The sequence below is a fragment of the Collinsella aerofaciens genome, assembly GCF_040910185.1.
Lineage (GTDB): Bacteria > Actinomycetota > Coriobacteriia > Coriobacteriales > Coriobacteriaceae > Collinsella > Collinsella aerofaciens_BF.
In genome coordinates, this window is record NZ_JBDGBA010000025.1 from 1 (window position 1) to 26,266 (window position 26,266).

Sequence of the window (26,266 nt, forward strand, 5' to 3'; positions counted from 1 at the left end):
AGCATGTCCTTCCAGATATCCTTGGTCTGCTCGATAAACAGATCGAACTTGGGGAAGCAGCCGCGGCGGTTGAGCAGCCGCAGGCCGAAGCAGTCGGCGAGGTAGTAGCCCTTCTCGCAGCCGCCCGAACCATGGTCAGAAGCCATGGCGACGCAGTTCTCGGCACCCACAGCCTGGCCGATGGGGCCCTCGGGCTTGGTCATGGCGTAGACGCGCACGCCCATGTCCTTCATCTTCTTGACGGCCTCGAGGACCTCGGGGGTGGTGCCGGACTCGGAGGCGGTGAGCACGACGGACTTCTCGGTCATGCGCTTGTGGCCCATGGCGTTCCACTCGGCGGAGTGGATCAAGTAGACCTCGAGGTCGCGGTCACCGAACTTGTTCATGAGGTACTCGAGCTGCATGAGCTCGTCCCAGGTGCCGCCGACGCCCATCAGGAACACGGCGTCGTAGCCCTCGTCGGCGACCTTGTCGGCGAGCGCGGTCATCTTCTTGCCGGTCTCGTAGACGTTCTTGCCGTCCTCGAGATAGTCCTCCTGGCTAAAGTGCATGATCTCGATCTTCTCGGTTTCCTTCATGGCTTTTCCTTTCTGTCCAGCACGCGAATCTATACATCGCGTTTCTTTTCGATACCAATTATAGACATACACCCAACGTGTTTTTAATACCACTTTTCAATCTATTCCAATCCTCGGTGAACGGTCGAAATTCTCTGGTGAGTGGTATCAAATTAGAATTTGATGTATAGCTAACGCCCCCGGCGTCTCCCTTGTGTGACAAAGAACAGCGTTCCTACCAGCGCAATAATGGTCGATGCTCCAAACAGTACCGTCTGGACGCCCAAAGCCTCCGCCAAAAACGGAGCCGCCAGCAGCGGCACCACGCCGGCGCTCATCAGGCCAAAACGCACAAAGCCGGTAATGCGCCCCAGGTATTTGATGTCGGCACGCTCCTGAATCAAGATCATCTGCAGCGGCTCCAGGAACCCCCAGGCCAGACCGTTAATCGCCTGACCGATAATCGCGACCCCCAGCATATCGGTGCCCACGTACACCATGGACCCAATGCCCACGGCCATGAGCGCGCCGAGCAGCAATCGCAGGTTGACATGGCGAGCAGAAAGCTTGGTCAGGATGAACGCACCCACCGAGGAAGTGAGGCCCACGACCGAGGACAACCAGCCCAGCCAGACGATATCCACGTTGAGTACATCACGGTAGAACAACGACTCCAGCGAATCGAACGCGCCAAACGCAAAGAAACCCAAAAAGCCCGAGATAAAGATGAGGCGCAAGTCGTGGTCGCGAAACGTAAGTCGCGCGCCCTCGGCCATGCCGCCCAGAATACCGCCCTTCGGCTTCTCCCCTTTTGCGGGAGCAACACACTCGTGACAGCCCAAGGAGAGCACGGCCGCCACACCCATCATGCCCGCCATGAGCAGATAAACCGATTGCGTGGCAAAACAGCTCACGATGGCACCGCCGAGCAGCGGGCCAGCGGTATAGGCGATATTGCTGTAGAACACCATGAGGCCGTTCACGCGGGTACGGCCCTCGGTAGTCGACTCCAGGTATCCCGGAAACGCATGCGTGCAGGTGTTGATAAAGCCGCCCGCAAGTCCCAAGACGCACGCGGCAAACACAAGCCCGGGGACAGACAACGGCGCCAACCCCACGCCAAGCGATAGCACTGCCGTAATCACGCACGTCACAAACGACGTCCGGCGCGGTCCAAAGCGATCAATGACCGAGCCCGACACCATATTGCCCACCGACGTCATAAGATTGCGCACGAGCGTAATGGCGGCAACCAAAAAGGCCGTGCCGGCCAGATCATACGTGGCCGCACCGATAAGCCCCAAAAAGTAGACCGCGTTGTTGGCGCACCACTGCAGGGACTCAATAAGAATCAGCCTGACCTCTGCCGGCGTCAGGCGCATTGCTTCGCGATCCTTCGCGAACATACGAACTCCTTCTATACAAAAAAGGGGATGGAGGGCATAGGCCTGCTCCATCCCCTTTCCAGGTTGCAACGAAAATCTATGCAGCCGGGCCCTTACGCCAGCACGCCGAAGAACGCGCCGATGATGCCCACGACCATGGTGGCCACGATCAGCACCATGGGGTTGATCTTCTTGGACAGCAGCCAGTAGTACAGCCAGAAGGCGATCATGCCGAGCATGCCGGGCATGATGCCGTCCAGGATGTCCTGGAGGGTCTGGGCGTCCTCGCCCGAGCCGATGGCCACCGGGATGCTGGCCCAGAACATGTCCTTGCACATGGCGCCCACGACCATGACGCCCACGATGCCCACGCAGGTCATGATCTTCTGCATGAGGCCGGTCCTCTGGGCCTCGTCCAGGAAGCCCACGCCCAGCTCGTAGCCCTTGACGGCGCCCCAGATGCGCAGCGCGAAGCCGGGGACGTTGTAGATGAGCAGGAAGGCGATGGGGCCGAAGGGGTTGCCGGCCTGGCACAGGCTGATGCCCACCGCGGCGGCGACCACGCGCAGCGTCGACAGGAAGATGGAGTCGCCGATGCCGGACAGCGGGCCCATGAGGGCGGCCTTGACGTCGTTGACGCTCTCGGGCTCGATCTCGCCGCGGGCGACCTTCTCCTCCATGGCCATCGCGATGCCGCCGACGAACGGGGCGAACTGGACGGTGATGTTGAAGAACGCGCAGTGGCGGTGCAGGGCCTCGGCGTAGTCGTCGGGGCGGCCGGCGTAGATCTTCTTGAGCATGTTGGCGACCATCAGGCAGAAGGCGATGTTCATCTGCTTGTAGTAGGTCCAGGAGAACTCCATGCCCAGGGCGCCGACGTTGACGGCGCTCTTGACGAGGTCGGAGCGCGTGATCTTGTTCTCGGGACTAGAAGTCATCGTCCTCATCCCCTTCCGCGGAGAGCTGGGGCTGGGCTCCGCCCAGGCCGAGCAGGTCGAACTTGTCGATGCCGATGATGATGGCGATCAGGGCGACGCCCAGGACGGGCACGTTGGCGTAGGAGCACAGCAGGAAGCCCAGGAAGTAGAAGGGCACGAGCTGCTTGGTGAGCACCAGGCGGCCGAGCATGGCGAAGCCCATGGCCGGCAGGATGTTGGCGGCAACGCCGCAACCGTCGATCACAAAGGACGGGATGAAGTCGAGCAGGCCCTGGATGGCGTCAGACCCCAAGTAGAATGCGCCGCCGCACAGCAAGAAGTACTCGACGCAGCCCCAGATTCCAAGTCCCCAATGGACGGCGTAAATGCCTTTGAGATTTCCCTTGAGGGCGAACTTGTCTGCCATATCGACAAACACGGGGAACAAGGCACTGGTAATGTTGTCGAACGTCAGCGAAAGGACGGCGATGGGCATGGCGAGCGCGATGGCCGTCTCGGTACCCTGACCGAGCTGAATGGCAAACGCGCAGGCGAGTACGCCGCCGATGGTTTCGTTAGGCGGCACGTAGGCGCCGATGGAAACCGAACCCATGAACAGCAGCTCCAGGCTGGCGCCAACGGCAAGGCCAGTCTGCAGGTCCCCCAGTACCAGGCCCACGAGCGGGCACAGGACGATGGGGCGGAACGCGTAAAGGGTGCCGAGCTGGTAGTCGAGGCATCCAAACGCTCCAACTAAGCCGACGAGGATTGCTTGGACAAGCATAATTCCTCCCAATAAGGAATCTCGAACCGTCGTCACTCCCGTCGCGCGCGTTGTTGATATCAATTCCGGGAGTTCGATTACACGGCTCGAAGCGCACCTGGTGTGCTGCTAACACCCATGCCAGGCACAAATGATTTGATACCAATTATAGGTATGCAGGTTCTTACTATTTAATACCACTCGCTCAGCGGGGTGTTTTTTACCGTAAACGGCAGACGTATCCCGTCAGGTGCGCTCTTTGTTTCGATGGCGGACAAGCGTCACCAGAAAGCCATCGCCAAAGGCATCGGATGCCAAGTTGGCCACAATCACCAAAACGATAATCGCCGCGCCCAAAAACTCGTTCCAGCGAAAGACCTCGCCAAAGAGGAGCGCAGACCAGCAGGGAGCGAGCACGACCTCACTCATGCAAACCAAGTTGGCCGCAAACGCGTTGGTGCGCGCAATCCCCTTGGCATACAGCACGCTCGCAAGGCCACTGCAAAAAAGGCCATGCACCAGCATGAGCCCCCACTCAAATGGCCTCACGGAGTCTAGGGCGCCGGCAAAATAGACAATCGGCAGCATCGAGATACCGCAGGAGATGAGCGAGGACACCATGGGCGACGCATCGGGGCGAGAGTTCAAAAAGAAACACAGCCCAAAGGTGGCGCCCGAAATGACGGCAAGCAGGTTGCCGAGCATGCCCTCGGCACTCAAATCGCCTAAAAAGAAAAGTCCCATACCCGTAAAAGCAACCACCACGGAGGCAATCTTCGCAGGCGAGGGCAACGTGCGAGTTGCGAGCGATTGATACACGATAACGAAAATCATCGAAGTGTACTGCAGAACGATCGCGTTGCCGACCGTCGTGAGCTGGTTGGCAAAGTTAAACGTGGTGCCCGTTACGAAGTTACAGACGGCCACAAGGACAATAAGACGACTGACGCGGAGGACGGGCCTGCCGACGAGCAGGATAAAGAGCGCCATAAATATTGCCGTGACGGCACCGATCAAAAGAGCTGACTGCGAATTGGCGCGAACGAGGATGCCGATAAAACTCCACAAGAGCGCCGTGCCAAATAGATACATCGCCCCGCTCACGCTATTATCGGGTGGATTGTCAGATCGAATCACGAAGCACCTCCAGCTAGCTTTCGGTAATAAAAAACGGCGACCGCAATGGGTCGCCGTTTCCCTTGGGGGCAGAATAGAACGCAGGAGCCTACGCCAGCACGCCGAAGAACGCGCCGATGATGCCCACGACCATGGTGGCCACGATCAGCACCATGGGGTTGATCTTCTTGGACAGCAGCCAGTAGTACAGCCAGAAGGCGATCATGCCGAGCATGCCGGGCATGATGCCGTCCAGGATGTCCTGGAGGGTCTGGGCGTCCTCGCCCGAGCCGATGGCCACCGGGATGCTGGCCCAGAACATGTCCTTGCACATGGCGCCCACGACCATGACGCCCACGATGCCCACGCAGGTCATGATCTTCTGCATGAGGCCGGTCCTCTGGGCCTCGTCCAGGAAGCCCACGCCCAGCTCGTAGCCCTTGACGGCGCCCCAGATGCGCAGCGCGAAGCCGGGGACGTTGTAGATGAGCAGGAAGGCGATGGGGCCGAAGGGGTTGCCGGCCTGGCACAGGCTGATGCCCACCGCGGCGGCGACCACGCGCAGCGTCGACAGGAAGATGGAGTCGCCGATGCCGGACAGCGGGCCCATGAGGGCGGCCTTGACGTCGTTGACGCTCTCGGGCTCGATCTCGCCGCGGGCGACCTTCTCCTCCATGGCCATCGCGATGCCGCCGACGAACGGGGCGAACTGGACGGTGATGTTGAAGAACGCGCAGTGGCGGTGCAGGGCCTCGGCGTAGTCGTCGGGGCGGCCGGCGTAGATCTTCTTGAGCATGTTGGCGACCATCAGGCAGAAGGCGATGTTCATCTGCTTGTAGTAGGTCCAGGAGAACTCCATGCCCAGGGCGCCGACGTTGACGGCGCTCTTGACGAGGTCGGAGCGCGTGATCTTGTTCTCGGGACTAGAAGTCATCGTCCTCATCCCCTTCCGCGGAGAGCTGGGGCTGGGCTCCGCCCAGGCCGAGCAGGTCGAACTTGTCGATGCCGATGATGATGGCGATCAGGGCGACGCCCAGGACGGGCACGTTGGCGTAGGAGCACAGCAGGAAGCCCAGGAAGTAGAAGGGCACGAGCTGCTTGGTGAGCACCAGGCGGCCGAGCATGGCGAAGCCCATGGCCGGCAGGATGTTGGCGGCAACGCCAAAGCCAGCAAGGACAAAGGGCGGGATGAAGTCGAGCAGGCCCTGAATGGCGTCAGCACCCAGATAGAACGACAGCGAGCACAGCAGGAACGCCATGATGATACCGGTCAAACCGATCAGGAAGTGCATCGCATAGACGCCCTTAAGGTTGCCCTGGGCAGAGAAAACATCGGCGCGGTCAACCAAAATCGGCAGGGCGGCGTTGAGGATGTTCTTGATGGCAAGGCACAGCGTGGCGATGGGCATAGCGAGCGCGATGGCTGCCTCGGTGCTCTGGCCCAGCTGGATAGCGAAGGCGCAGGCGAGCACGCCGCCGATCGTCTCATCGGGCGGCACGTAGGCGCCGATGGAGATCGAGCCCATGAACAGCAGCTCCAGGCTCGCACCGATCGCGAGGCCGGACTGCAGGTCCCCCAGCACCAGGCCCACGAGCGGGCACAGGGCGATGGGGCGGAACGCATAGAGCGTACCGAGCTGGCAGTCGAACTTACCAAATGCGGCGATAAGTCCGATGAGGATTGCTTGGGCAAGCATATATCCCCCTTTCCTAATAGGACACTACGAAGAGCTCAGACTCTTCGAAATTGAACGCCTAGAGCACGCTGGCGCAGTCAACCTTGGGGTCATCGGCCAGGGGTCGAATCTCGACCTCAACGCCACGATCCAGCATCTCGCGCACATCGGCTTCCTCGGCCGCGGTCAGGAAGATCTGACGAGAGACCTGACGCGCATCGGGACGCTTCTCGTCCTTGGGCTTGGTGTTGCCCAGGTTGACCGACTTGATCTGCGGGCAGCCCTCAACAAGCTGCTTTGCCTCAGCAATAGTGGCGACACAGATGATCATCTTGTACTTGTCGGTCACGCCCGAGTTGATAGCTTCGATTGCATGCTCCATATCTTTGATGACAAGCTTGCAGCCGGCAGGCTTGCCCATCTTGAGCGTCGTCTTCCACACCGGGTCGTTAGCGACCTTATCGCCCACGCAGAAGATGCAGTTGGAGCCAAGGCCCTGAACCCAGGAAACTGCGACCTGGCCATGAAGCAGGCGATGGTCAACGCGAAGTAGCTGAATCATAATGTGACCCCCCAAAGGTCTTGTGCCGTCTTACGGCGTGTCAGTAGGTGCTGCGGATTAGAACTCTTCTTCCTCGTCGTCATCGACCAAAAGATCGTTGACAAACTTCACGCGCGTATCGTCCGCAGCGACGATGGCGCGAATCGTCTCCTCAACCGGCGCCGACTCGTCAGAGAACAGCAGCTGGATGAGCAGAGGAAGGTTCATGTTGGTAACGAGGTACGTGCGGGGACGCGTCTGGACGATCTTGGTGAACTCGTTGTTGACGCTGCCGCCAAAGAGGTCGGTGCAGACAACGACATCATCGTCGGCAGACATGCCTGCCAGCAGTTTTTGGGCCTCCTCGGCCACGTCCATGCGGCCATCGACGAACATCGAAAGATCGTGGACGTTGTCGCGAGCGCCCGAGAGCAGCTCGACGCTCTCCTTGATGCCGGTGGCGAAGTGCGCATGGCTGGCGATGATGTACTGTCTCATTCTGTGTTCCTCTCAATAGCCCGGCACGTTCCCGCACCCGTTTTCTTTAGTAGTCGAACTGGTGATAGTAGCGACGATACTTGAGGTTGTGCTTGGTGACCGTCTCGTAGTAGCGAGCCAGGCGGTCGGTCACGAGCACCGTCAGAATCCACGGGGAGACGATGACGCGGAACTCATCGTCAAGGCCGGGGATCGCGAACTCGGCGGTGTCGATGATGTTGATGTCGGTGTCGCCGGTCACGCCGCGGGTCAGGAAGGCGCGGACGCGCTCGTCGAGCTTGCGGTTCTCGTCCTCGCCCATGAACAGGAACACGGGGACGCCGGGCTCCACGAGCTCGAGGGTGCCGTGGAAGAAGTCGGCCGAGGTGATGTAGCGGGTGCGCTTCCACTGCATCTCCTCCAGGATGCACATCGAGAACAGGATCGTCTCGCCCCACAGGGCGCCGGAGCCGATGAACATGGTGTAGGGGGCCAGGGCGTACTTCTTGGCGAGCTCCTCGGCGCGCGGCTCGAAGCGCTTGCGGATGTCGAGCATGTCCTTCCAGATATCCTTGGTCTGCTCGATAAACAGATCGAACTTGGGGAAGCAGCCGCGGCGGTTGAGCAGGCGCAGGCCGAAGCAGTCGGCGAGGTAGTAGCCCTTCTCGCAGCCGCCCGAACCATGGTCAGAAGCCATGGCGACGCAGTTCTCGGCACCCACAGCCTGGCCGATGGGGCCCTCGGGCTTGGTCATGGCGTAGACGCGCACGCCCATGTCCTTCATCTTCTTGACGGCCTCGAGGACCTCGGGGGTGGTGCCGGACTCGGAGGCGGTGAGCACGACGGACTTCTCGGTCATGCGCTTGTGGCCCATGGCGTTCCACTCGGCGGCGTGGATCAAGTAGACCTCGAGGTCGCGGTCACCGAACTTGTTCATGAGGTACTCGAGCTGCATGAGCTCGTCCCAGGTGCCGCCGACGCCCATCAGGAACACGGCGTCGTAGCCCTCGTCGGCGACCTTGTCGGCGAGCGCGGTCATCTTCTTGCCGGTCTCGTAGAGCGCCTTACCGTCCTCGAGATAGCCCTCCTGGTCGAAATGCATGATCTCGATCTTCTCGGTTTCCTTCATTTGTCTCTCCTTTCTGGGGTTGTTTCCACATCCCCCATGCCAACGGGCATCAAAACCCGCTTACATTCCGTAACACTCAGCCGCTTTGGCCTTAAGCGCATTGACTGACTCTTCGTAGCCCTCTGCCTTGACCTCCATTTGCTTGGAGACGGCATCGAGATACGGGTGCACGTCCCATGACTTCAGACGCTCGGCGATTATGGCCGCAATCGTCTGGAAGAACACAAGATTGGGAATTGCGCTGAGCAGCGGAGCCACCTGAGGCACCGCAACCTCGTGAGCCTTACCCCTGGGATGGGCCGTGAGCAGCACCGTTTTTGTCGTAACGTTCGATAGCGCATCGGCGATATTCGCAAGACGCTCCGACCCCTGCGGATCGTCAACGATAAACACCAGATAGCCCGGAACGATCTGCATCTCGGGACCGTGAACGAACTCCTCGCCCTCGTGATGCATGGCAGGAATCTTGATGGTCTCGCTCAGCTTGAGCGCCGCCTCCTCGGCAACGCCGTAGTTGGGGCCGTTGCCGACGACCATGGCGGGCATGTGCTCAGAAAGCTCGAGCATGTGGTCTTGGACATATTCCTCGGCGGTCTTGCACATCACGGCATTGGCCTGGATGGCCTCGCGCAGGTCGTCAAGACGCTGGGCAACGCCCTTGGCGTCAATCGTTCCGCGCGCCCGACCGCCGTAAATACCAAAGAGCACCAGGTACTCAACGAGCACCTCGACGCCCAGAGTCACAAAGTCCACCGACTCGACGCCCACACCGTAGTCAAGAACGATGTCAGTGTGCTCCTTGATGGGCGCCTCGACGTTTGCCGTGAGCGCAACTGCAGCCATATCGTGTGCGCGCATGTAATCGAGCGCCGCAATCGTATTGGTCGAATAGCCACTCTGCGAGACGGCGATGTTGAGCGCATGCTGCGGATAGGTGTGTTCAAAATCAACGAAGGCCTCGGGCGTCACAACGGACACCTGCATTTGCAGCGCATCTTGCAGGTAATCGCGGGCGCAATCGGCGGCATGGCGCGACGAACCCGAAGCAACGATGCGCAGCGCGTCAAAAGAACCGGACTGGAAAATATCAACGAGCTGCGCTACCAGCTCAGACGAACGCTCGAGGTTCTCTCCCATACGCACATGGGCGAGTTGAACGTAATCGAGCATCTTCATCGTCTCACCTCGCAACAAATCATTAGTATTTGATACCAATCACGATTACAGGTTACGGCTTTTTGATACCTCTTTGTCGATTAATTTATTCCCTTCGGCGAACGGTCGATTTTGAGCCCTGTAAGGTTGTATATACAGCTGACCCAACGAATCAAAATTCCGTCAGCTTTTCAGCCCGTTATGCAAAAAAACCAGCTAGTACGTATAGGTATATCCACCCGCATCACCGCGGTTAAACGACTTGACGTACTCGATCGCCTGGCCGCTCGCATCGAAGCTCACGCACTCAAGCGTCAAGGCAAAATCGCCCTGCTCCAGTCCAAGCAGGCCGGCATCTCGTGCGCCCAGCGCTTCGATATCGAGCTTTTCCTGTGCCATGACCGGCTTTCGGCCCAACATCTCATAGGTCTCGTACAAACTGAAGACCGACACGTCAATATCTTCGATTGTGGGAAACAGCAGGCACGGGATGAACGCCGTCTCAATCGATACGGGGTCGCCGTTGACGCAGTTCAAACGCCGAATCGAATACAGCAAATCGTCCTCGGCAATACCAAACAGGTTGGCATAATATGGGCCCGCATAACGCTTGGAACGCGCGAGGATGCGGACGGACGGCTCGCCACCCGAAGCACGAACCGATTCGCGAAAGCCTCCTGTTCGCTCGTACGCAACGGGCACTTTCTGTGCCACAAACGCGCCCTTTCCGCGGACGCGTCGAATCTGCCCACGCCGAACCAACTCATCGACAGCACTTCGGATGGTCAAGCGTGTCGTACCAAATTCCTCGGCGAGGTCTTTTTCGGACGGAATCATGGAACCCGTGGGATATATTCCGCGCTCGATACGCTCCTCGATGCGGCGTCGAATGCGCATATAAACCGGGGTGGCAACTACTGTTTCAGCCATTGTTCACCTGCCACGCTCCTCATGCCGTTCTCTTCGCCGTTATCGGCAAAGCGGAACTTTGTGGGCAAAATCACCGATTTGCAATGCTCCACAAAACGCATGTCCTTATCAAATTCGATCGTGCTCTCATAGAACACCGGCGTTCCCTCTTCTTGCTGGAGCAGCTCGGCCTCCTCGGCGTTCAAACGCGAGATGGAAATATGCTCACGTCCATGCTCAAAACGCACGCCGCCTTCTTTGAGCAGGACATCGTAAAGGCTCTCACACTCAAAATCGTGATCGGGAAGCGCGGGACACAGGGACAGGTTAACGTGAGCGGTCTCGATTGACGCCGGCTCGCCCTCAATAAGTCGAACGCGCTGCATACGGAGTAAAGGAGCGCCTACAGACACCCCAAGCTTGTCGGCAAGCGCCTCATCCGCCTCGATGGTCCCGGTGGAAACCAGACGAGAAGAAGGGTGCAGGCCGGCAGTCCGCACAGCATCGGAAAAGTTATACGTTTCCTGAAAGATGTTCAGCGGCTTGGGAGGACACACATACGTACCCGATCCGCGACGGCTCTCGAGCGTTCCACACGAGATGAGCCGCGTGATACCAGCGCGCAACGCCGTACGCGAAACGCCGATCTCTTCGCACAGCACGCGCTCGGCCGGCAGGCGATCGCCGCCGGCAAGCTGATGGTGCTGGATATACCAAAGAATTCCCTCAACAGCACGATCTTTGGGGGGAATTGCATAAGATTCGCCTGCCATTGCACAGACTCCTCATTCAGAAACGTATGCCGCCAAAATTAGGCCAGCCCTCCCATGGCATCAAATTCGGCCTTGATCTTCTCGGCGACATTCCGATACGACTTATATAGACTTGAATCGCGTTTGACTTCGTCGGTCATAACGGGAATCTCCAATTTGGAAACCTCGTCTTTTCCCGTCTGAACCGCCACAACAACGCCCATACCAAGACACATATTACGCTTGGCGGCATTTATTTTTGCTGCCTTGGCAGGATTCGCCAGGATACGCTGGGCAAATTCCCGTTTTGAGGCCACTTCCTCGGCCTCCGGATCGCCTGCCTCGGCCACTTCGCACTGCAACACGTCCGCATAGTCAAAAATCTTCGGCTCGCCGCCGCGCTGATGTACGGCCCACTTGCGACGCGTGGCATCCTGGTAGATAGCCGGCAAAAACGTAAACCGCGGCGGGTCCAAAATCGTATCCGTGATGGTAAACACATCGGGATCAAAGGCATCCTGCGGGTTTTTCTTCTTGAACAGCCCCATATCAGCCTCCCGTACTAGCATTAAACAACTCAAGCTGAATATAGCACCAATTTCAAGCCGTCGCTTTATCACATCGGTGCGCGGCGCCTATGGCTCGCTCAGCGGAAGAGTTTACGGACGAGGGCCGGGGCGCCTGCCGGCAAATAGCGGACACTCCGCATGCAATCTATGCAAACAAACAAGTGCGCTTAGCTATATTCGGTAAGGTCAAGCACACTGCCCTTCACTATAAGCGCCGGCTCCAGAACGACCTCTTCGGCACGTCTACCGCCCCTACCGGCAAGACGCTTGGACATGCAGCCAAAAGCATGCTCCGCGAGGACACCGGGATCCTGCTCAATCGCGGTCAGCGCCGGCTCAAAGAGAACGTCGGCCGCCGAGTTGTCATAGCTTACGACCGAGATATCGCCTGGGATGCTCTTCCCCATCTCGTGTAAGCGCTTGAGCAGACCCAGCGCAATGTTGTCCGAGCTTGCGAACACGGCGGTGGCGTCAGTTGCGAGCACCGCCTCCGAAGCCTCGTATGCGCTCGGAATGTAGTACTCGCTCTCAAACTCCAAACGCGCATCGATGGGCAGCCCCACCTCGCGCAGTGCGCGCTCGTAGCCGGCAAGACGTTTACGACCCGTATTGGAACGGCGCGCATTAACCAAGCAGGCAATGCGACGGTGGCCCTGCTCAATCAGATAGCGGGTGGCCATGTAACCACCCATCTCGTGGTCGAACATCACCTTGTCGCACTCGAGCCCCTCAATGGCACGGTCGACCATTACCGCCGGGATGGGCAGATGGCTGACTTCTTCGCGCAGGGCGCGGTCGTCGGAGAACTCGTCACCCACGACCAAGAACACACCATCGACGCCGCGCGTCACCAGCTGGCGCAGGAGCTCCAGATCGTCCTCGGCGCTTCCGCCCGAGCTGGTAATAAAGAGCGCGTAACCGTCCTCGCGGCAGCGCTTTTCCAAGCTGCCGGCAAGCGAGGCAAAAAAGCGACTCTCGATATTGGGAACGATAAGGCCCAGTGTGCGCGACTCGCGCATGACCAGGCTGCGCGCGATCTGGTTAGGAACATAGTGGTTGCGCGCCGCAACCTCCTTGATGAGCTTGCGGTTTTCTTCCGAGATGCGACAGGGCCGATTATTGAGAACAAGCGAGACCGACGAAGGGGAAAGCCCCACCTCCTGGGCGATCTGCTTGAGGGTGACTTTGTTGGCCATCTCGCTCCTTCCGGGTTTACGCGCAATCTCTTGAAAGTATAGCGACTGCCCATCTACCTCGGTGATAAACACTTTACCAATCCGGTGGACGGCTGTTTTATCGCCGTCAGCGCACCAAATCCGTCCAGGTGGGGTATATTGCAATCGATTGATGACAACAACCACCAAAAGGCGGATATTCGTATGCACGAGAACGACTTTTTTAACGAGGACCTGCTTTGCGCGCTCGCCGGCGTTGCCGGCGAGGACAACGTACTCATGAGCGAGCCCATGCGCGAGCACACCACGTTTAAGATCGGCGGCCCGGCCGATGTCTTTGTCACGCCCGACACCGAGCAGGGCCTCGTCGCCACGCTCGATACCTGTTATCGCTGCGATCTACCGCTCACCATCGTAGGCAACGGCTCCGACTTGCTCGTTGGCGACAAGGGCATCCGTGGCGTCGTCGTGGCGCTGGGCAAAGGTCTCTCCGACATCACCGTCGATGGCATGCGCGTCACGGCGGCAGCTGGCGCCTTGCTTTCCGATGTCGCCGCGGCTGCCGCCGAAGCCTGCCTCACCGGCATGGAGCCCATCTCGGGCATCCCCGGATCGGTCGGCGGCGCCTGCTACATGAACGCCGGCGCCTACGGTGCCTGCATGGCCGATGTACTGGAATCTGTACGCGTCTACAAGCCCGCTCGCATGCTCGACGACGGCACCCGCGGTAGCGGCAGCATCATCGAGTTCGATGTCGACGAGCTCAATCTGGGCTATCGTAAGAGCCGCATCGCCGACGACGGCTTTATCGTGCTCTCGGCCACCTTCAATCTCGCCCCGGGCAACGCCGCGATGATCAAGGCCGACATGGACGACTACCGTCAGCGCCGCGAGGACAAGCAGCCGCTCGACATGCCGAGCGCCGGCTCCACCTTCAAGCGCCCCGAGGGCCACTTTGCCGGTAAGCTCATCATGGACGCCGGCCTGCGCGGCCACGCTATCGGCGGCGCCCAAGTGAGCGAGAAGCACTGCGGCTTCATCGTCAACGCCAACCACGCCACCGCCGCCGACGTCGACGAACTCATCCGCCACATCCAAACAACCGTCAAAGACCAATTCGGAGTAGACCTACAACCCGAAGTCCACCGAGTAGGCGAATTCCTCTAACAAAGAAGGCCCCGAAAGGGGCCTTCACCATATTTATTCAGATAACCCAGTCCGGTGTGTCGCGCTCAGGACCCGAGAGGGCCGCGATAGTCCGAGAGGCATAAGGTTGATCGCGAGTTCCGCACGAGCCGGAGAGCACTTAATGTGCTCTCCGTGCGAGCAGGACTGTCCGAGCAGGCAACCTTATGCCTCTCGGACTGTCCCGGCCCAACTTATCGTTACGACAGCGCAATACCGCCAAGCCAGCCCCAACGCACGCCAGAGCCAGTGCCGTAGAACCCAATGAACGAGTCAAGCGACCTCGACGTGATGGCGCCCTCGTTGCTCATAACGATGCCGCCGCCAACATAGATGCCCACGTGTCCGTACAGCAGACCCGGCGTACCGGTGCCGCTGTGCGACGAGTCGGCCACGATCATGCCCACCTGCAGCGCCGAACGATTGGAGCTGTAGCACCAGGCGTTAAACATGTCGCACGCATTGCCGCCAAAGTAGCCCACTCCGGCGTTACGGAACACGTTGGTAACCCACGCCGCGCACCAATTCTGACCCGGCGAAGGCGTGGAGTAGCACGCGTTGACGACGGCCTGTTGCTTGCCCGAGCCGGCATTCTGCTGCGGAGTTCCGGGCGCATACGATCCGCCACCCGAGCTCGAACCACCCGAGTAGGAATTGTTCTTGTTCGCGGCAGCCGCGGCAGCGGCAGCCTTCCTAGCGGCCTCCTCAGCCTGGGCAGCAGCGAGGATCTCGGAATCGCGCTGAGCCATGAGCTCCTTGACGTCGTCGGAAAGACCGTTCAGCACGGTCTGGACTTCTTGCTGCTTGGCCTGCATGTCCTGCATCTGGGCAGTCTGCTGGTCCTTGAGCTTCTCTAAGTCGGCCTTCTGCGACTCGAGCTCGGTCTTTTGCGCATCGAGCTCTTCCTGGATGGTCTGAATGTCCTCGATGGCGTCGCGGTCGCTCTTGTTGATCTTCTCAACGTAATGCGCGTTGGCGACGAGTTCCTCAAACGAGCCAGAGGCCAGCAGCAGCGACAGGATGTTCGTGCCGCCGGACTTGTAGCTGGCGGCCACGCGATCGGAAAGGTCGTTGCGCTTCTTCTTGAGCTCGGCCTTCTTTTCATCGATCTGGGCCTGCGTGTCGTCAATCTTGCCCTGGACATTCTCGATGTCGTTGAGGGTCTGGGCATTCTTGTTGGCCAGCGCCGCATACTCATTTGCGATGCTGTCGAGCTGGGCCTGAACCTCGTCGAGCTGGGCCTGGGCGGCATTCAGTTTATCGGTGGTTTCTTTGGAAGCCTCCGCCGCATGGGCGCGAGCGGGCAGGCCAAAAAGAACTGCCGCAGAAGCGGCGCCGAACAGGGCCTTGAGGGCAGTGCGGCGCGAGAGCTCCTGGGAAAGGATGGAATCGCTGTTTGGTGACATATGTACTCCGTTACATGCTTATTTATATGTCGCTCAACTCATACATATTAGCGTACATATGGCGCGTCCCAACGATTTCCACGAACGGCAGGAAACTGCAAGGTCAGCGGCTCGTAAGCAAATGCCACAGATCAGGTTATGCGTACGCAAGCTCTTCTATGAGTACGTTAGCACAATCCTCTGCTTTTCCTACAGCGCACGATTTGGGCGTCCCTGCCTGCGCTATACTCCCCTGAAGAAGTGTTCCTGATTCGATAGGAGACTACATGTCCAAAGCACTCGACCCCAAAGACACCTGTGTCCTCGTTACCGGTGGCGCCGGCTTTATCGGCTCGCACACCGTCGTTCAGCTGCTCGAGGGTGGCTACCAGGTCGTCATCGTCGATGATCTCTCCAACTCCAGCGCCGTCGCCGTCGACCGCGTCAAGACCATCGTGGGCGACGAGGCCGCCAAGAACCTCACCTTCTACGAGGCCAACGTGCTCGACCGCGATGCGATGAACAAGATCTTCGATACCCATCAGATCGACCGCGTCATCCACTTTGCCGGCTTTAAGGCCGTCGGCGAGTCGGTGAGCAAGCCCGTCGAGTACTACCACAACAACATCGAGAACACCCTGGTGCTCATCGACGTCATGCGCAACCATGGCTGCAAGTCCATCATCTTCTCGAGCTCCTCGACCGTCTACGGCGACCCGGACAACCCGCCCGTCACCGAGGAGGATCCTAAGAAGCCCGCGACCAACCCCTATGGTTGGACCAAGTGGATGATCGAGCAGATCCTTATGGACGTCCACACCGCCGACCCCGAGTGGGACGTCGTGCTGCTCCGTTACTTCAACCCCATCGGCGCTCATCCGTCAGGCCTGATCGGCGAGGACCCCAAGGGCATCCCCAACAACCTGGTGCCCTATGTCGCCCAGGTTGCCGTGGGCAAGCTCGAGGCCGTTCAGGTCTTTGGCAACGATTACCCCACCCCCGACGGCACCGGCGTGCGCGACTACATCCACGTGTGCGATCTGGCCTCTGGTCACGTTGCCGCCCTTAACTGGATGAACGGCAAGACCGGCGTCGAGATCTTTAACCTGGGCACCGGCACCGGCACCTCGGTACTCGAGGTCGTCGCCGCCTTCTCCAAGGCTTGTGGCAAGGAGCTGCCCTACGTGATCCGCGAGCGCCGCGCCGGCGACATCGCTGCCAACTGGTGCGATGCCTCCAAGGCCGAGCGCATGATGGGCTGGAAGGCCCAGTACGACATCGCGGACATGTGCCGCGATAGCTGGAACTGGCAGAGCCACAACCCCAACGGCTTCGCCGACGCCGAGTAGCAAAAAACCTACATACCGCTCTTGCCCCGATCTCACGTTGTGAGGTCGGGGCTTTTTCATGGCATGTAACCATTCGCCGAAAATCGACCAACTTTTTTATCTTGCCTGTACATGTTTAAACAACATGTTTTACAATAGGCGTATCGAATCAGAACATCGGAGGCGGACTGCACACCCATCGGCAGGCCGACCCCACAACAAGAAGGTTGGTGAGCGCATTCATGGAGCGTGCAAGCGGCGTCCTCATGCCCGTCTCATCTCTGCCCGGACCATACGGAATCGGCGGCTTTGGCTGGAATGCCTACGACTTCGTCGATTTTCTCGCCTCGTGCAAACAACATTACTGGCAGATTCTGCCCCTTACGACGACCAGCTATGGCGATTCGCCCTATCAGTCGTTCTCGGCCCGCGCAGGCAACCCCAACTTTATCGACTTTGCCGAGCTTATCGAGGCAGGGTATCTGGAGCAGCGCGATATCGATGGCGTCTATCTGGGATCCGACCCCAGCAATGTCGACTACGGTGCTATCTTTGGCGGCCGCCGTCAGATTCTCGACCGCGCCGCCGAGCGCTTTGCCGCCGACAAGCCGGCCGATTTCGATGACTTTATCCAGGCCAACGAGGACTGGCTCATCCCCTACTGTGAGTTCATGACCGTCAAAGAGGAGTGCGGTCTCAAGGCATTTTGGGAGTGGCCCGCGGAGCTCCGCACCCGCGGCGAGGCTTCCGCCAAGGTCTGCGCCGACCATCCGGCGCGTATGCTCTACCACCAGATGACACAGTACTTCTTCGATCGCCAGTGGAGCCGCCTCAAGGCCTATGCCAACGAGCGCGACATTCTCATCATCGGCGACCTGCCCATCTATGTCTCGCGTGACTCCGTCGAGATGTGGGCGACGCCTGAGCTCTTTAAGATCGACGCCGCCGGCAATCCCGTGAGCGTCGCCGGCACGCCGCCCGACCAGTTCTCGGCCACCGGCCAGTACTGGGGCAATCCCATCTATGACTGGGATGCCATGGAAGCAGACGGCTTCTCTTGGTGGGAAGGCCGCATCCGCGCCGCACTCAACATGTACGACGTTATCCGTCTGGACCATTTCCGTGGCTTTGAGGCCTACTGGGAGGTGCCGTTCTCCTCGCCCGACTCGTCCTACGGTTCGTGGACACAGGGTCCCGGCCTCAAGCTCTTCAAGACGCTCGAGGAAAAGCTCGGCACGCTGCCTATTATCGCCGAGGACCTGGGCTTCCTTACCCCCGGCGTCATCGATATGCGCGACAACTCGGGCTTCCCCGGCATGAAGATCCTGCAGTTTGCCTTTGAGGGCACCAACTCGTACTACCTGCCGCATAACTACATCGCCAACACCGTCGCCTATGTGGGCACCCACGACAACGAGACAGCGCGCGGTTGGTTTGAGGGAACGGCCACCCCGCGTCAGCGCGAGCAGGCAGCCCTGTACACCCATCAGCAGGCCGGCGAACCCATGGCAGACGCACTCAACCGCACCATCGCCGCCAGTGTGAGCGACACGTGCATCTACACCATGCAGGACCTGCTCAACTTGGGCAACGAGGCGCGCATCAACACCCCTGCCACGCTGGGCGGCAACTGGACCTGGCGCATGCTCGACGGCGCCATCACCCGCGAGCTCGAGCACAAACTCACCGACTGGACCGAGACCTACTTCCGCATCCCGTCGGAAGCCGAAATCGAGCTTCCTCAATAGGAGCTACCGCGCCCGACCCCTCCCCACCGTGCGGACGCGCTTGCTTTTCCCGCGCGAGGCCACCCCAATCCCCTCGCGCGGGCTTCTTATGAATTGCAGACATGAAACAACCCATCACAGGAGAAAACATGCCCCAAATTAACCTCATGGAACTCGCCGAGCAGTCTTTTGGCACCTCGCTCGAGCAGCTCGACGACCGTCGCATTTACAAGCTGCTGGTCAAACTCGTGCAGGAGCGCTCCGCCGCCTGCCCGCTCAACAACGGCAAGAAAAAGCTCTATTACATTTCCGCCGAATTTTTGATCGGCAAGCTGCTCATCAACAACATGATCGACCTTGGCATCTACGACGAGGTTAAGGACCAGCTCACCGCCGCAGGCCACGACCTCAACAAGATCGAGGAGTTCGAGGTCGAGCCGTCGCTCGGCAACGGCGGCCTGGGCCGCCTGGCCGCGTGCTTCCTGGATTCCATCGCCACGCTGGGCTTGACCGGCGATGGCGTGGGCCTCAACTATCACTACGGTCTGTTCCGTCAGCGCTTTGTCGACAACCAGCAGAAGGCCGTCCCCGACGAGTGGCTCGGTGAGCAGGACATCCTAGTCGACGATGACCGCTCCTACACCGTCGAGTTCGGCGATTTTGCCGTTACTTCCAAGCTCGTCAACATCGATGTGCCCGGTTACGGCCAGCCCACCAAGAACCGCCTGCGCCTGTTCGACCTGGCGAGCGTCGACGACGGCCTGGTCCCCGGCAGCTCCATCGACTTCGACAAGACCGAGATCGCCAAGAACCTCACCTTGTTCCTCTACCCCGACGATTCCGACGAGCAGGGCCGCCTACTTCGCATCTATCAGGAGTACTTCATGGTGAGCAACGCCGCCCAGCTCCTGATCGACGAGGCCGTCGAGCGCGGCAGCAACCTGCACGATCTGGCCGACTACGCCGTGGTCCAAATTAACGACACGCACCCCACCATGGTCATCCCCGAGCTCATTCGCTTGCTCACCACCGAACATGGCATCGAGTTTGACGAGGCTGTGACCATCGTACGCTCCATGGTCGCCTACACTAACCACACGATTCTTGCCGAGGCGCTCGAGAAGTGGCCGCTCGCCAGCCTGCAGAAGGTCTCCCCTGCCATCGCCGACATTATCGTCAAGCTCGATGAGATCGCGAAGGCCGAGCACGATGACCCGCGCGTCGCCATCATCGACGAACACGATACCGTCCACATGGCCCACATGGACATCCACTTTGGCTTCTCCATCAACGGCGTAGCCGCCCTCCACACCAAGATCCTGGAGGACACCGAGCTTCATCCGTTCTACGAGATCTATCCCAAGAAGTTCTCCAACAAGACCAACGGCATCACCTTCCGCCGCTGGATCCATGGGGCCAACCCCGCGCTCGCCAGCCTGCTCGACGATGTGATCGGCACCGACTGGCGCAGCACCGGCGATCTGAGCAAACTCGCCAAGTTCGCCGACGACAAGGACGTTCTTGAGCGCCTGGCCGCCACCAAGGTCGAAGCCAAGGCCATCATGCGCCAGTTCATGGCGCTCGAGCAGGGCGTGACCATTCCCTCCAACGCCATCATCGACGTCCAGGTCAAGCGCATCCACGAGTACAAGCGTCAGCAGATGCTCGCGCTCTACATCATCTGGAAGTACCTCGATATCAAGAACGGCAACAGACCTAAGCACCCCGTCACCATCATCTTTGGCGGCAAGGCGGCGCCTGCCTACACTATCGCGCAGGACATCATCCATCTGATCTTGACGCTGTCGCAGTGGATTGCAAACGACCCCGACGTGGCTCCCTACCTGCAGGTCGTCATGATCGAGAACTACAACGTCACCGCCGCCGAGCGCGTGATCCCCGCCGCTGATATCTCCGAGCAGATCAGCCTGGCCTCCAAGGAGGCGAGCGGCACCTCCAACATGAAGTTCATGCTCAACGGCGCCCTAACCCTGTGCACGCTCGACGGCGCCAACGTGGAGATTGCCGAGCTCGTGGGCGACGAGAATATCTATACCTTTGGTGCCTCGTCCAAGCAGGTCGAGCAGCTCTATGCCGACGGCACCTACAGCGCCGGTGCACTTTACCGCAAGCCCGGCATTAAACTGCTGGTGGACTTCATCACCAACCCCGCCTTTATGGCGACCGGCAACGCCGAGCGCCTGCAGCGCCTGCACGACGACATTAAGGGCAAGGACTGGTTTATGGCCCTGCTCGACATCGAGGAGTACATCCAGACCAAGGAGCGCGTGTTGGCCGACTACGAGGACCAGGACGCCTGGATGCGCAAGGCGCTCATCAATATCGCCAACGCCGGCGCCTTCTCGTCCGACCGCACCATCTCCCAGTACAACGACGAGATCTGGCACCTGAACTAATTTCGCTTCCCTTACCCATCCTCTTGAGAAACAGAGTCGTGGCAACACGGCTCCGTTTTTTGTGCCCGCACGTTACCCTGTGACCCGACTCGACCAAACAATCTCGATCTGTAACAGCTACTCGGTAAAAACGGCCCCAGCTGTTACAGATTGAGACATACCGGCCCCTCCCCTTGGGTTTATCTCAATCTGTAACATCTAGCAACTGAAATTCGCCTTTGGTGTTACAGATTTAGATGAAATGGTTAGCTCGGCGGAACCGTCTCGATCTGTAACACCTAGCGTCCGAAATCGGCCCTACCCGTTACAGATCGAGACAAACGACCGGTCAGACACCCCCAGCACAAAGAAAGGCCCCCCTCTCGCCCAGCGGACGGGAGGGGAGCCTTATATGTGACCGCGGCAAAAGGATGGCAATACCGCAGTCGCCCAAAGGGAGGGCCTGGATGCACCGGGCCTAGATAAGGTTCTTGCCAGACACCTTATCGAAGAGATGGGTCGCGTTCTTCTCGAACTTGAACCAGATGGTGTCGCCAGCCTTGAGCGCGCCCTTGGCCTCGAGGTCGACGACGGGGATAATCAGGACAAACTGGCCGTCGGGGGCGGTCACGTGGACGTGCTCGGTCGAACCCATGAGCTCGGTCACCTCGACGGTACCCTGGAGCGCACCCTCCTCGCCCTTGTCGGCAAGCAGGATCTGCTCGGGGCGCACGCCGGCCGTGATCTCCTTCACGTCGCCGCCGTCCCAGTTAAGAGCGAGTTGAGCGCAGGTCTCGGGGGCGAGAGCAACGTTCATGTCCTCGGTCTTGACGGTAAAGCCGTTGCCCGAGCGCACCAGCTGGGCATCGAAGAAGTTCATCTGCGGCACGCCGATGAAGCCGGCGACGAAGATGTTCGCGGGATGGTTGAAGACCTCCTGCGGCGTGGCGATCTGCTGGACGACGCCGTCCTTCATGACCACGATGCGGTCGCCAAGGGTCATGGCCTCGGTCTGGTCGTGAGTGACGTAGATGAACGTGCCCTTGATCTCGTGGCGCAGCTTGATGAGCTCGGCACGCATCTGGTTACGAAGCTTGGCGTCCAGGTTGGACAGCGGCTCGTCCATCAGGAAGACCTTGGGGTCACGCACGATGGCGCGGCCGATAGCGACACGCTGACGCTGGCCGCCCGAAAGCGCCTTGGGCTTACGGTCGAGGTACTCGGTAATACCCAGGATCTCGGCAGCGGAGCGAACCTTACGGTCGATCTCGTCCTTGGAGACCTTCTTGAGCTCAAGCGTAAACGCCATGTTCTCGTACACCGTCATGTTGGGGTACAGAGCGTAGCTCTGGAACACCATGGCGATGTCGCGGTCCTTGGGCGCCACGTCGTTGACCCGCTTGCCGTCGATGAGCACGTCGCCCGAGGTAATGTCCTCCAGGCCGGCGACCATGCGCATCGTCGTGGACTTACCGCAGCCAGACGGGCCAACGAGGACGACGAACTCCTGGTCGTGAACGGTGAGGTTAAAGTCCTCAACAGCGAGCACGCCATCCTCGGTAACCTTGAGGTTGTGCTTCTTCTCCTCGGTCTTCTTCTTTTTGCCAAAGAAGCCCTTCTTTTTGGACTCGGTGTTGGGATACACCTTCTGAACATGTTTGAGAACGATCTCGGCCATGTCTTTACCTTTCGATATGCGGCACCATGTTGAGGGCGCCGCAGAAACTTGCAAAACAGTTACGGCATCAGCCCTTGACGGCACCTGCCACCACGCCGTCGATGATGTACTTCTGGCAGAGGATGTACATGATGACGATGGGGATAACGACCATCATGATGCAGGCCATCATGGGGCCGAGCTCGACGTGGCCGTAGCCGCCGCGGAAGTACTGGATCAAGATAGGAATGGTCTTGTACTTGGTGGAGTCGAGCGTAAGGTAGGGCAGCAGATAGTCGTTCCAGACCCACATGGTCTCGAGGATGCCGACCGAAAGATAGGTGGGCTTCATGATGGGAAGGACGATCTTAAAGAACACCTGGACCGGGTTGCAGCCGTCGATCATGGCCGCCTCTTCGATCTCGAGCGGGATGTTCTTTACAAAGCCGGCGAACATAAAGACCGCCAGGCCCGCGCCAAAGCCGAGGTAGATAAAGCAGATGTTGAACGGCGTGTTGAAGCCGATGCGGTCCGCCAAATTGGACAGCGTGAACATGAGCATCTGGAAGGGCACGACCATCGAGAAGACGAACAGGTAATAGAAGAAGTTCGAGATCTTGCTGTTGACGCGCACTACGTACCAAGCACACATGGAGCAGCACACCAGAATCAGCACGACCGACGTGACCGTGATGATGAGCGAGTACATAAATGCCGAGGCAAAGCCCTGCTCGTTAAGGGCATGCATGTAGTTTGCGAGGCCGTTGAACGTCTCGGGCGTGAGCAGATCGAATGCCGTGGTGGTGCTGATTGCAGTTGCCTTTTTAAAGGAATTGAGCGCAATCATGAACACGGGGTAGATCCACGCGAGCGACAGAATCGTAAAGAAAATCGAGAGCGCGCGGTTGATAACCTTATCGCGTTTCATTACTGCTGCACCTCCTTGGACCTCGTGGCCTTAAGCTGAATCATGGAGATGGCTACGACCAGGATGCAGAAGATAACTGCCTTGGCCTGACCGATGCCCTGCCATGCGATACCGGCACGCGAATAGAACGTGTTGTAGATGTTCAGGGCGAGCATCTCGGTGGAGTGCGCGGGGGCGCCGCCGGTAAGGGCGAGGTTCTGGTCGAACAGCTTAAAGCCGTTGGTGATGGACAGGAACAGGCAGATAGTGATGGTCGGCATCAGGTTAGGGATCTTAACCTTCCAAAACGTCTGCCATGCCGTGGCACCGTCGACCTTGGCGGCCTCGATGTAGTCGGACGGAATGGACTGCAGACCAGCGATGTAGATGATCATCATGTAGCCGACCTGCTGCCACAGGGTCAGGATGATAAGGCCCCAGAAGCCAGCAGCAGAGTTAAGGGCGATGAGCTGGGCGCCCACGTTGGAGAGCAGGCAGTTGATCAGAATCTGCCAGATGTAGCCCAGCACGATGCCGCCGATCAGGTTAGGCATAAAGAAGATCGTACGGAAGATGTTGGTGCCCTTGAGCGCTTTGCGGGTGAGCGCCTGCGCGATGGCGAGGGCGATCACGTTGATGAGCACCGTCGACAGGAAGGCAAACGCCACGGTAAAGAAGAACGACGTGGCAAACTGCGGATCGGACAGTGCGCGCACGTAGTTCTCGATACCGACAAAGTGCGTGTTGTTGATGGTAATAAACTGGCAGAACGAGAGATAGAAACCCTGGATAAAGGGGATCACGAACCCGATCATAAACGCCAGACACGTGGGCAGCATAAAGAGCGGCCACCAGCGCTTGAGTGCTTTGCCCATAGAAGGGTCCTTTCAATATGCAGGGGGCGGGCAAACCAACGTCTGCCCGCCCCCTGTCGCTAATCAGATAGCTTGGGCAGCAACTGCTTACTCGGAAGCAGCCTTCTCGGTCTTCCAGCCATCGACGAAGGCGTTCTTGACGCCGTCCCACTTGCTGTTGTCGGCAGCATAGGCAATCAGAGCCTGCTTGAGGTTCTTCTTCCACTCCTCAGAGGGGATGTAAACGAAGTCCCAAGCGACGGTCTTCTTGCCGTCCTTGGCCATGGCAACGGCCTGCTGCGAGAAGACGTTGGTGGTCTCCTTAGCGCTCTTGAACGGGGCAGTCAGACCCATCTTGTCAGCGATGATGCTGGTGGCGGTGTCAGAAGTGACGCACCAATACATGAAGTCCTCGGTGGCCTTCTGGGCATCCTCGGAAGCCTGGGAGCTGACGCACCAGTAGTTCTCGCCGCCGGAGCACAGGCCCTGGTTCTCCTCGCCGTCGACACCGATGTAGATGGGCATCATGCCAATCTGATCGTCGGTCATGCCGGCCTTGGTGAGGTCAGCGTAGGCCCAAGAACCGTTCTGATAGAAGACGGCCTTGCCGGTTGCGAACTCGTTGGTGGCGTCGTCGCCGGTCTTGGAGGCAAGCTGCGAAGGATCGCAGGTGGAGTCGGTGATGTACAGGTCGAAAATCTGCTTGAAGTTGTCGAGATACTCGCCCTTGATCTCGTCGTCCTCCTGGTTGTGCTCCTTCTCGAACTCGTAGTAGAGCGGGAGGTTGGCGAGGTGGGTGGTGTAGCGCCAGCTGGAGGAGTCATCCATGCCGGCGGAAGTAAAGGCACCCTCAACACCAAGCTCGTCCTTGCGGGCCTGGATGTCGTCGGCACAAGCCTTCAGCTTGTCGAAGGAGTTGATGTCCTCGGCCTTGTAGCCAGCCTTCTCGAGCAGCTGCTTGTTGTAGATGATGCCGTAGCTCTCCTGGACCCAGTCGATACCCAGATCCTTGCCGTCGGACTGCAGAGCCAAGGAGTCGTCAATGAGCTCACCGCGAAGCTTGGTATCGGACAGGTCGGCGCAGTAATCCTTCCAGTTCTTAAGGCCGGTGGGGCCGTTGACCTGGAACAGGGTCGGAGCGGAGCTCTTGGACATCTCGGACTTGAGCTTCTCCTCGTAGGTGTTGGAGGCGGCGGTCACGATCTTGACCTCGACGCCCTTCTCCTTCTTATAGGCCTTGGCGATCTCCTTCCACTCCTTATCGACCTCGGGCTTGAATTGGAGGAAGTAGACCTCGGCAGCGTCACCAGAAGCAGAGGAGCCGGAGCCGGCAGAACCACCGCAGCCCACGAGACCCAGACCAAGAACCGCAGCCGCGGAACCAGCAAAGCCCAGGAACTGCCTTCTGCTCATTTCGTTCTTCATTACAATCCACCCTTTCACACCGTGGCGGCACCCTTTGCCGCCGCCTTCGGAGATTGGCTCGGGGACTTTGCCCCTTTTGCTGATTTGTACGATACGCTATTTGGCTAGTTGTTTGAACAAGTATTACTAGAGCGGTAGAAAAACTTCGGTGAACGGTAATTTCAACTTGATACTTGACAAGTTTTGTATAAACAATTATTTGTTATCGAATGCAGAGAAAACGCCCGGTCAAGCCGATGCATCGTCGGTTTGACCGGGCGTTTTCTCTTTGAGGGCATGAG

General features: G+C 59.0%; 24 protein-coding genes. 4 read left to right on the top strand and 20 right to left on the bottom strand.

Annotation, left to right across the window (positions count from 1 at the left end; genetic code table 11):
• From AB5Z54_RS08745 to AB5Z54_RS08815, 15 genes are all read right to left on the bottom strand, one after another.
• Positions 1-578 (bottom strand): phosphoheptose isomerase family protein (locus AB5Z54_RS08745; RefSeq protein ID WP_497007496.1); only part of this gene is annotated, 578 nt, incomplete at its 3' end.
• A gap of 170 nt (positions 579-748) precedes the next feature.
• A complete protein-coding gene (locus AB5Z54_RS08750) occupies positions 749-1,963 on the bottom strand; it encodes an MFS transporter (RefSeq protein WP_192919619.1) in 1,215 nt (404 codons plus the stop codon).
• Positions 1,964-2,055: 92 nt separating this feature from the next.
• Positions 2,056-2,889, bottom strand: a complete 834-nt coding sequence (locus tag AB5Z54_RS08755; protein ID WP_147329364.1) for a PTS system mannose/fructose/sorbose family transporter subunit IID — start codon at positions 2,887-2,889, stop codon at positions 2,056-2,058.
• The gene (locus AB5Z54_RS08760; RefSeq protein WP_368161240.1) at positions 2,870-3,643 is read right to left on the bottom strand and encodes a PTS mannose/fructose/sorbose/N-acetylgalactosamine transporter subunit IIC; all 774 of its coding nucleotides are present in this window, start codon (positions 3,641-3,643) and stop codon (positions 2,870-2,872) included. The genes AB5Z54_RS08755 and AB5Z54_RS08760 overlap by 20 nt, the downstream gene beginning before the upstream one ends.
• 225 nt (positions 3,644-3,868) lie before the next feature.
• Positions 3,869-4,759 carry a DMT family transporter gene (locus AB5Z54_RS08765; RefSeq protein ID WP_368161241.1) on the bottom strand — a complete coding sequence of 297 codons (891 nt, stop codon included), beginning with the start codon at positions 4,757-4,759 and terminating at the stop codon, positions 3,869-3,871.
• A gap of 88 nt (positions 4,760-4,847) precedes the next feature.
• Positions 4,848-5,681, bottom strand: coding sequence for a PTS system mannose/fructose/sorbose family transporter subunit IID (locus tag AB5Z54_RS08770; protein ID WP_147329364.1), 834 nt, complete (start codon positions 5,679-5,681; stop codon positions 4,848-4,850).
• Complete coding sequence (locus AB5Z54_RS08775) at positions 5,662-6,435, bottom strand: PTS mannose/fructose/sorbose/N-acetylgalactosamine transporter subunit IIC (RefSeq protein ID WP_368161243.1); 774 nt, start codon at positions 6,433-6,435, stop codon at positions 5,662-5,664. The genes AB5Z54_RS08770 and AB5Z54_RS08775 overlap by 20 nt, the downstream gene beginning before the upstream one ends.
• A 58-nt stretch (positions 6,436-6,493) precedes the next feature.
• A complete protein-coding gene (locus AB5Z54_RS08780; RefSeq protein ID WP_099432286.1) occupies positions 6,494-6,976 on the bottom strand; it encodes a PTS sugar transporter subunit IIB in 483 nt (160 codons plus the stop codon).
• Between the two features lie 57 nt (positions 6,977-7,033).
• A complete protein-coding gene (locus AB5Z54_RS08785; RefSeq protein WP_035137739.1) occupies positions 7,034-7,453 on the bottom strand; it encodes a PTS sugar transporter subunit IIA in 420 nt (139 codons plus the stop codon).
• Between the two features lie 46 nt (positions 7,454-7,499).
• Positions 7,500-8,561, bottom strand: a complete 1,062-nt coding sequence (locus AB5Z54_RS08790; RefSeq protein WP_271747061.1) for an SIS domain-containing protein — start codon at positions 8,559-8,561, stop codon at positions 7,500-7,502.
• Between the two features lie 60 nt (positions 8,562-8,621).
• Positions 8,622-9,737, bottom strand: a complete 1,116-nt coding sequence (locus tag AB5Z54_RS08795) for an SIS domain-containing protein (protein ID WP_368161245.1) — start codon at positions 9,735-9,737, stop codon at positions 8,622-8,624.
• Between the two features lie 195 nt (positions 9,738-9,932).
• Entirely contained in the window at positions 9,933-10,646 is a 714-nt protein-coding gene (locus AB5Z54_RS08800; RefSeq protein ID WP_368161246.1) for a GntR family transcriptional regulator, read from the bottom strand.
• Positions 10,631-11,398, bottom strand: coding sequence for a GntR family transcriptional regulator (locus AB5Z54_RS08805; protein WP_368161248.1), 768 nt, complete (start codon positions 11,396-11,398; stop codon positions 10,631-10,633). The genes AB5Z54_RS08800 and AB5Z54_RS08805 overlap by 16 nt, the downstream gene beginning before the upstream one ends.
• A 38-nt stretch (positions 11,399-11,436) precedes the next feature.
• Positions 11,437-11,925 carry a hypothetical protein gene (locus AB5Z54_RS08810; RefSeq protein ID WP_368161249.1) on the bottom strand — a complete coding sequence of 163 codons (489 nt, stop codon included), beginning with the start codon at positions 11,923-11,925 and terminating at the stop codon, positions 11,437-11,439.
• Positions 11,926-12,113: 188 nt separating this feature from the next.
• Positions 12,114-13,142: a LacI family DNA-binding transcriptional regulator gene (locus AB5Z54_RS08815; protein WP_368161250.1), complete on the bottom strand. Its 1,029-nt coding sequence runs from the start codon at positions 13,140-13,142 to the stop codon at positions 12,114-12,116.
• A 183-nt stretch (positions 13,143-13,325) separates the two neighbouring features.
• Here AB5Z54_RS08815 and murB point away from each other — a divergent pair, with 183 nt between their 5' ends.
• Positions 13,326-14,288: a UDP-N-acetylmuramate dehydrogenase gene (gene murB / locus AB5Z54_RS08820; protein ID WP_368161251.1), complete on the top strand. Its 963-nt coding sequence runs from the start codon at positions 13,326-13,328 to the stop codon at positions 14,286-14,288.
• Between the two features lie 218 nt (positions 14,289-14,506).
• Here murB and AB5Z54_RS08825 read toward each other — a convergent pair whose 3' ends face one another.
• A complete protein-coding gene (locus tag AB5Z54_RS08825; RefSeq protein WP_368161252.1) occupies positions 14,507-15,712 on the bottom strand; it encodes a coiled-coil domain-containing protein in 1,206 nt (401 codons plus the stop codon).
• 266 nt (positions 15,713-15,978) lie between these two features.
• On the opposite strand from AB5Z54_RS08825, the gene galE reads away from it, so the two are divergent.
• From galE to glgP, 3 genes are all read left to right on the top strand, one after another.
• Positions 15,979-17,040 (top strand): UDP-glucose 4-epimerase GalE, encoded by a 1,062-nt coding sequence (gene galE / locus AB5Z54_RS08830; RefSeq protein WP_006235870.1) that lies wholly within the window; start codon positions 15,979-15,981, stop codon positions 17,038-17,040.
• A 209-nt stretch (positions 17,041-17,249) separates the two neighbouring features.
• Positions 17,250-18,767 carry a 4-alpha-glucanotransferase gene (gene malQ / locus AB5Z54_RS08835; RefSeq protein ID WP_368161253.1) on the top strand — a complete coding sequence of 506 codons (1,518 nt, stop codon included), beginning with the start codon at positions 17,250-17,252 and terminating at the stop codon, positions 18,765-18,767.
• Between the two features lie 128 nt (positions 18,768-18,895).
• Positions 18,896-21,163 carry a glycogen/starch/alpha-glucan family phosphorylase gene (gene glgP, locus AB5Z54_RS08840; protein ID WP_229025988.1) on the top strand — a complete coding sequence of 756 codons (2,268 nt, stop codon included), beginning with the start codon at positions 18,896-18,898 and terminating at the stop codon, positions 21,161-21,163.
• 457 nt (positions 21,164-21,620) lie between these two features.
• Here glgP and AB5Z54_RS08845 read toward each other — a convergent pair whose 3' ends face one another.
• The 4 genes from AB5Z54_RS08845 to AB5Z54_RS08860 form a co-directional block, all read right to left on the bottom strand.
• On the bottom strand, positions 21,621-22,820 hold the full coding sequence (locus AB5Z54_RS08845) for an ABC transporter ATP-binding protein (RefSeq protein ID WP_138375222.1): 1,200 nt from the start codon (positions 22,818-22,820) through the stop codon (positions 21,621-21,623).
• A gap of 67 nt (positions 22,821-22,887) precedes the next feature.
• Positions 22,888-23,727: a carbohydrate ABC transporter permease gene (locus tag AB5Z54_RS08850; protein WP_006235865.1), complete on the bottom strand. Its 840-nt coding sequence runs from the start codon at positions 23,725-23,727 to the stop codon at positions 22,888-22,890.
• Entirely contained in the window at positions 23,727-24,581 is an 855-nt protein-coding gene (locus AB5Z54_RS08855) for a carbohydrate ABC transporter permease (protein WP_055285610.1), read from the bottom strand. The genes AB5Z54_RS08850 and AB5Z54_RS08855 overlap by 1 nt, the downstream gene beginning before the upstream one ends.
• A gap of 87 nt (positions 24,582-24,668) precedes the next feature.
• A complete protein-coding gene (locus AB5Z54_RS08860) occupies positions 24,669-25,985 on the bottom strand; it encodes an ABC transporter substrate-binding protein (RefSeq protein ID WP_138341397.1) in 1,317 nt (438 codons plus the stop codon).
• Positions 25,986-26,266: the final 281 nt, after the last annotated feature.